This is a genomic window from Streptomyces sp. 8L, from assembly GCF_020176795.1.
Lineage (GTDB): Bacteria > Actinomycetota > Actinomycetes > Streptomycetales > Streptomycetaceae > Streptomyces.
This window is the reverse complement of sequence record NZ_JAIUKE010000593.1, coordinates 1-6,055: the sequence shown is the minus strand read 5'-3', so window position 1 is coordinate 6,055 and position 6,055 is coordinate 1. Positions and strand designations below refer to the sequence as shown.

The 6,055-nt window shown below is 74.1% G+C and carries 5 protein-coding genes and 1 pseudogene; 4 read left to right on the top strand and 2 right to left on the bottom strand.

Translation table 11 applies throughout. The features are described from left to right. Positions 1–355: pseudogene (locus tag LCE31_RS35175) on the bottom strand (hypothetical protein); the annotation flags it as partial. 210 nt (positions 356–565) lie between these two features. Between LCE31_RS35175 and LCE31_RS35170 the strand changes: the two are divergent. Further along, on the top strand, positions 566–1,945 hold the full coding sequence (locus LCE31_RS35170) for a C39 family peptidase (RefSeq protein WP_225021818.1): 1,380 nt from the start codon (positions 566–568) through the stop codon (positions 1,943–1,945). A gap of 178 nt (positions 1,946–2,123) precedes the next feature. Beyond that, positions 2,124–2,816, top strand: coding sequence for a TetR/AcrR family transcriptional regulator (locus LCE31_RS35165; RefSeq protein ID WP_225021816.1), 693 nt, complete (start codon positions 2,124–2,126; stop codon positions 2,814–2,816). A gap of 90 nt (positions 2,817–2,906) precedes the next feature. On the opposite strand, the gene LCE31_RS35160 is transcribed toward LCE31_RS35165, so the two are convergent. Further along, a complete protein-coding gene (locus tag LCE31_RS35160; protein WP_225021814.1) occupies positions 2,907–3,308 on the bottom strand; it encodes a hypothetical protein in 402 nt (133 codons plus the stop codon). 205 nt (positions 3,309–3,513) lie between these two features. Here LCE31_RS35160 and LCE31_RS35155 point away from each other — a divergent pair, with 205 nt between their 5' ends. Then, the gene (locus LCE31_RS35155; RefSeq protein ID WP_225021811.1) at positions 3,514–3,954 is read left to right on the top strand and encodes an Lrp/AsnC family transcriptional regulator; all 441 of its coding nucleotides are present in this window, start codon (positions 3,514–3,516) and stop codon (positions 3,952–3,954) included. A gap of 30 nt (positions 3,955–3,984) precedes the next feature. Beyond that, positions 3,985–5,625 carry an amidohydrolase gene (locus LCE31_RS35150; RefSeq protein WP_225021809.1) on the top strand — a complete coding sequence of 547 codons (1,641 nt, stop codon included), beginning with the start codon at positions 3,985–3,987 and terminating at the stop codon, positions 5,623–5,625. Positions 5,626–6,055 lie beyond the last annotated feature (430 nt).

Here is a 6,055-nt window from a genome sequence, read left to right as displayed (position 1 = left end):
GTCCGGCCCGCCCCGCGCCCACCCCTTCCAGTACGTCGGCGAGGGCGTCGGCCAGGGTGCGCGGCACGTAGTCCCGGCGCTCCGTCCAGTCGTACGGCGTGTACCGCGCGTCCCGTCCGCGCGACAGCGGCCCGATCACCTGCTCGTCGAGCCGGGGCAGCCACGCGAACAGCTCGTCGTGCGTGGCGATGTCGTCCAGCCGCAGGACCGGGGCCCCGCCGCGCGCCGGCGCGCGGCGCCCGGCGAACGTGCTCTTGCCCGAGCCCGCGTGGCCGTCCACGGCGACCAGCCGCACCGGCCCGCAGGACGGCGGCGCGGCCGCCAGCAGGGCCGCGGTGGCGGGCAGGTCGTCCATCCGGTCAGCCTACGCGCGCCGCCGGGTGCGAGGGCGGCCCGGGAGGCGTCGTCGCAGGCGGCGCCAGTGGTCGAGACCAATAAACGCCCGAGCGAGTCGGCGCCGAGGTGTGGCATCGGGCCGGTGGGACGGGCAATAGTGGGCCACGAGCCGCACCCCAGGCCAGCCGGTACCCGCCGACTGCCGTGCCACCTTCCGAACAGAGGCCGTATGACCATGCACACCTCGCGCAGATCCGTCCTCGCCGCCGCCGTCGCGGTGGCAGCCGCAGCGGGCGCCGGCGCGGCTTCCGCGGCTCCCGCGCTCGCCGCGCCCGCGGACACCGCCGCGGGCCCCCGTATGCGCGGAGCCGCGAAGAGCTCCGTCGACAACGCGTTCTGGTCCGGCCCCCGGGGCTGGCGCGCGGGCGCCGGCCGGGGCACTGGCGTGGCTCCTGGACACACCGACGGGCTCGTCATCGCCGACCCCGTCGGCAGCACCGACTACGCGGACCCGCACACCAACACCACCACCACCTGGGAGTACGCGACCTGGACGGGCCCGGTCCACCGCACCCCGGTCGCCGCCACCGAGATCGTCGCCCACTGGAACGCCGACACACCGGCGGGCACCTGGCTCCAGGTCGAGCTCCAGGGCCGCTACACGGACGGCACGTCCACCCCCTGGTACGTGATGGGCCGCTGGACGGCGGGGGACGGCGACGGAGACATCCGGCGCACCTCCGTGGACGGGCAGGCCGACGGGCACTCGTCCATCTCCACCGACACGTTCGCCCTGGACGACGAGGCGGGAGCCCTGCGCGTCGCCGCGTACCAGCTGCGGCTGACCCTGTACCGCAAGCCGGGCACCCGCCTGACGCCCGTCGTACGGCGCCTCGGGGCCATGGCCTCCGCCGTTCCGGCGCGCTTCACCGTGCCCACCTCGAAGCCGGGCCTCGCACGCGAACTGCGCGTCCCCGCCTACTCGCAGGACATTCACAAGGGCCAGTACCCGCAGTACGACAACGGCGGCGAGGCGTGGTGCAGCCCGACCTCCTCGTCGATGGTCCTGGACTACTGGGGCCACGGCCCGACCCGCGCCGAACTGGCCTGGGTCGACCCGTCGTACGCCGACCCGCAGGTCGACAACGCGGCCCGCTTCACGTACGACTACCAGTACGAGGGCTGCGGCAACTGGCCCTTCAACGCGGCCTATGCGGCGAGCCGCGGCCTGAACGCGGCGGTCACCAGGCTCGGTTCGCTCACCGACATCGAGACCCTGATCGGCGCGGGCGTCCCCGTCATCACCTCGCAGTCCTTCCTCGCGAGCGAGTTGACCGGCGCGGGCTACGGGACCTCCGGCCACCTGATGGCGATCGCCGGCTTCACCGCCGACGGCGACGTGATCGCCCACGACCCGGCGTCCGAGGACGACGCGGCCGTGCGCAACGTCTACAAGCGCTCCGAGTTCGAGACCATCTGGCTGCGCACCAAGCGCTACACCGCCACCGGGAGCGTCGCCTCCGGCTCCGGCGGCATCGTCTACGTCTACTGGCCGCCCCGGCCGACGAAGGCGCAGGAGCGCGCCCTGAGGTCGTTCGGGCTGCTCTGAACGCCCGGTGTGCCGGGGCGCGGTGGGTGTCCCGGCACACCGCCCGGCGCCGGGGCGCGTCGCGTCCGGGCCGCCCGCGCCCGTGCGACCTGCGGTGTCCGCCGGTAACCCCGGGCCGGGCCGTCCCCGGACTCTGACATACTGCCGTTCCGTGACAGCCGGAGGGCAGGGCGCGAGTGTGAACGGTAGCCAGCAGAGCGGCGCTTCGGCACGATCGCAGCTAAGGCGTTCCGAACTCATCGCTACCGGCCGGAAGTTGTTCGCGGACACTTCCTACGACGCGTTGTCGATGGACGACATAGCCCGGCAGGCCGGGGTCGCCAAGGGCCTGATCTACTACTACTTCAAGAGCAAGCGCGGCTATTACCTGGCCATCGTGGAGGACTCCGTCCACGAACTCGTGACGCTCGCCGCGAGCGACCCGGGCCTGCCCCGCGCCATCCGCGTGCAGCGCACCGTCGAGGCGTACCTCCGCTTCGCGCAGGAGAACGGGTCCGCCTACCGCACGATCATCAACGGCGGCGTGGGCTTCGACACCCAGGTGCAGGCCATCAGGGACGCCGTACGGGAGGGGCTCGTCCTGACCCTCGCCGAGGGCGCGTACGGCAGGCAGGACATCCCGGCGATCGCCAGGCTCGCCCTGCTGGGCTGGCTGAGCAGCGTGGAGTGGCTCACTCTCGAATGGCTCGGCCACCAGGAGCTCGTCCTGGAGATCCCGCGCGACCTGCTCGTGCGCATGCTCCGGCACACGCTCGACACCATCGAGGAGTTCGCGCCCGAGTGCCCCTCGCCGCCGCCCGACCCGGACTGGCACCCCGTCACCGGCCGGGAGCCGGAGGCGGGTTCCCAGGAGGACACTCCGGAGCCCTGAGGAGCAGCGCGGTGGCGGAGGGGGCGGTCGGCGTCCCGCGCGGGCCGCCGGGCGAGCCGTCCGATCCGCCAGGTACGCCCGTACGCGCCGTCAGGCGGCCGTACGGTGCGCCGCCTGGCCCCCCGCGTGCGAGAAGGGCTGCGTGCGCCAGTCGAGGCCCTGGGGCAGCGTCAGCAGCAGTCCTGCGTCCCGCTCGTGCGCCCCGGCCGCCGCGTCCGCTGGGCGGGCGTCCGCCGCCGCGCTGCCCGTACCGGCGCAGACGGACAGCACGAACGGGTTCCAGCGGGTCGGGCACAGCGCGTGCTCCGGGAGGGTGTCCTCGTCGGCGAGCAGGGCGATCGGCTGCGCGCAGGCGGGGCAGACCACGCGGTACATCTCGAAGGTGTCGTCGGACTCGACGTCCCCGTAACCGTCCGGACCGGCCGGGTCCCCGCGGTCGTCGAAACGGACGGACGGCGGTCCGGACGTACCGGTGCGCTTCGGGTTCTGCATTGGAGTCATTCCCCCTCGGATGGGCCGACCAGGTTCGTGTGGTCTCGACCACAGCAAGCACTTCCCGTCGTGCGCGCCGGGTAACCGCGAGGTCTCGAACGACCGCACGGTAAACCTGTGGTGTTCATCACACGGGGCGCCCGAGGATCATCGCACCCGCTGTTCGGCTGTGCCGGGAGCGACCTGGGGGAATAGGTTGATCCGTATGGAGGAGCTGGATCGTCGGATCGTGGAACTGCTCGTCAAGGACGGCCGGATGAGCTACACCGACCTGGGCAAGGCCACCGGCCTGTCCACATCGGCCGTGCACCAGCGGGTACGGCGGCTGGAACAGCGCGGCGTGATCCGCGGATACGCGGCCGTCGTGGACCCCGAGGCCGTGGGCCTGCCGCTGACCGCGTTCATCTCGGTCAAGCCGTTCGACCCGAGCGCCCCCGACGACATCGCGGAGCGCCTCTCCGGCATCCATGAGATCGAGGCGTGCCACAGCGTCGCGGGTGACGAGAACTACATCCTCAAGGTGCGCGTGTCCGCCCCGGTGCAGCTGGAGGACCTGCTCACCCGCATCCGCACGCTCGCGGGCGTCTCCACCAGGACCACCGTCGTCCTCTCCACCCCCTACGAGTCGCGGCCGCCCCGGATCTGACGCCGGCGCCGGAGGCGGGAGACTGGGGCCATGAACCCGAGCACCGCCTCCGAGAGCCCGTCCCGCACCGTGCTGCTGCGCGGCGGGGAAGTCCACAGCCCCGCCGACCCGTTCGCGACCGCGATGGTCGTGGAACGCGGGCACGTCGCGTGGGTCGGCTCGGAAGGCGCGGCCGACTCCTTCGCCACCGGCGTGGACGAGGTGGTGGACCTCGACGGCGCGCTCGTCACCCCCGCGTTCACGGACGCACACGTCCACACCACCGCCACCGGGCTCGCGCTGACCGGACTCGACCTGTCCGGCGCGCGCGATCTCGCCGACGCGCTCGGCAGGGTCCGTGCCCACGCCGCGGCCCACCCCGCCGACCGGGTCCTCCTCGGGCACGGATGGGACGCGGCGCGCTGGCCGGGACTGCGTCCGCCGACCCGCGCGGAGCTCGACGAGGCGACCGGCGGCAGACCGCTCTACCTCACCCGCGTCGACGTGCACTCCGCCGTCGTCACCACCGCCCTGCTCGACCTCGTCCCCGGGGTCACGCGCCGCACCGGCTACGCGGCCGACGCCCCCCTCACCGGCGACGCCCACCACGCCGTACGGGCCGCGGCGCACGCCGCCGTGACGCCCGCGCACCGCGCCGAGGCGCAGCGCGCCGCGCTCGCGCGGGCCGCGTCGCTCGGTATCGGCTCCGTGCACGAGTGCGGCGGCCCCGACATCTCCGACGAGGACGACTTCACCGCGCTCCTCGCCCTCGCCGCAGGCGGGGACGGCCCCCGCGTCCAGGGCTACTGGGCGCAGCACGTCACCGACGAGAAGGACGCCCTGCGGGTGCGGGAGCTCGGCGCCCTCGGCGCCGCGGGCGACCTCTTCGTGGACGGCTCGCTCGGCTCCCACACCGCCTGCCTGGCCGAGCCGTACGCCGACGCCCCGGGGACCGGCACGGCGCACCTGGACGCGGCCGACGTCGCCGCGCACGTCGCCGCCTGTACCGAGGCCGGGCTCCAGGCCGGGTTCCACGCGATCGGCGACGCCGCGGTCGCGGTGGTCGTCGAGGGGGTGCGCGCGGTCGCCGACCGGATCGGGGTGGCCCGCGTACGGGCGGCGCGCCACCGCGTCGAGCACGCCGAGATGCTGACGCCCGCGACGGTCGCGGCCTTCGCGGAACTCGGCCTAACCGCCTCCGTGCAGCCCGCCTTCGACGCGGCCTGGGGCGGCGAGGAGGGCATGTACGCGGCGCGCCTGGGCGTCGCGCGGGCCCGGACGCTCAACCCGTACGCAGCGCTCCTGAAGGCCGGTGTGCCGCTCGCCCTCGGCTCCGACAGCCCGGTCACCGCGCTGGACCCGTGGGGCACCGTCCGGGCCGCCGCCTTCCACCGCACCCCGGAGCACCGGGTGTCCGTGCGCGCCGCCTTCGCGGCCCACACACGCGGCGGCTGGCGGGCGATCGGGCGGGACGACGCGGGCACGCTGGTGCCCGGCGCACCCGCCGACTACGCCCTCTGGCGCACCGGGGAACTGATCGTGCAGGCACCGGACGACCGGGTGGCGCGCTGGTCGACCGACCCGCGCTCCGGCACGCCGGGGCTGCCCGATCTGACGCCGTGCCGCCCGCTGCCGGAATGCCTGGAGACCGTCGTGGGGGGACAAACCATCTTCAGGCGACCGAACGGGTGACGTCCGGGACATTTCGCACGTCGGGTCCATGATCCCCGTGCTGCCCGGCGACCTGCGGATCTTCGTCGTTGACCTGGCGTTTCCCCGCAACGGTGCAGGTGAAACACGTGTTGACAGTGAGGCGCCGCGGGCGGGTAGGTTCGGCGAGTCCACCACAGGACGACCGTCCGGCCTCTTCCACACCCGGCCGAACGCCGCTGGGTCAGGGGTGGTGTGCCGCACCGGCGCACCACCGCTGGGAGCCAGGCCCAGCCCTGGCGTTCCGCGAGCGCGGGAAGGTTTCAGCCGGTCGGCGGGGTGCGACCCGGACGGGGCCCCGGCGTTCAGTAGACAACGGCTTTCGGACGGCCCGCAGCCAGCGGGCCCCAGGTCGGCCCGAAGGACGCCGGGACCCGGTCCGCAGCGGCCCCCCTGCCTATGGGTGCCCCAC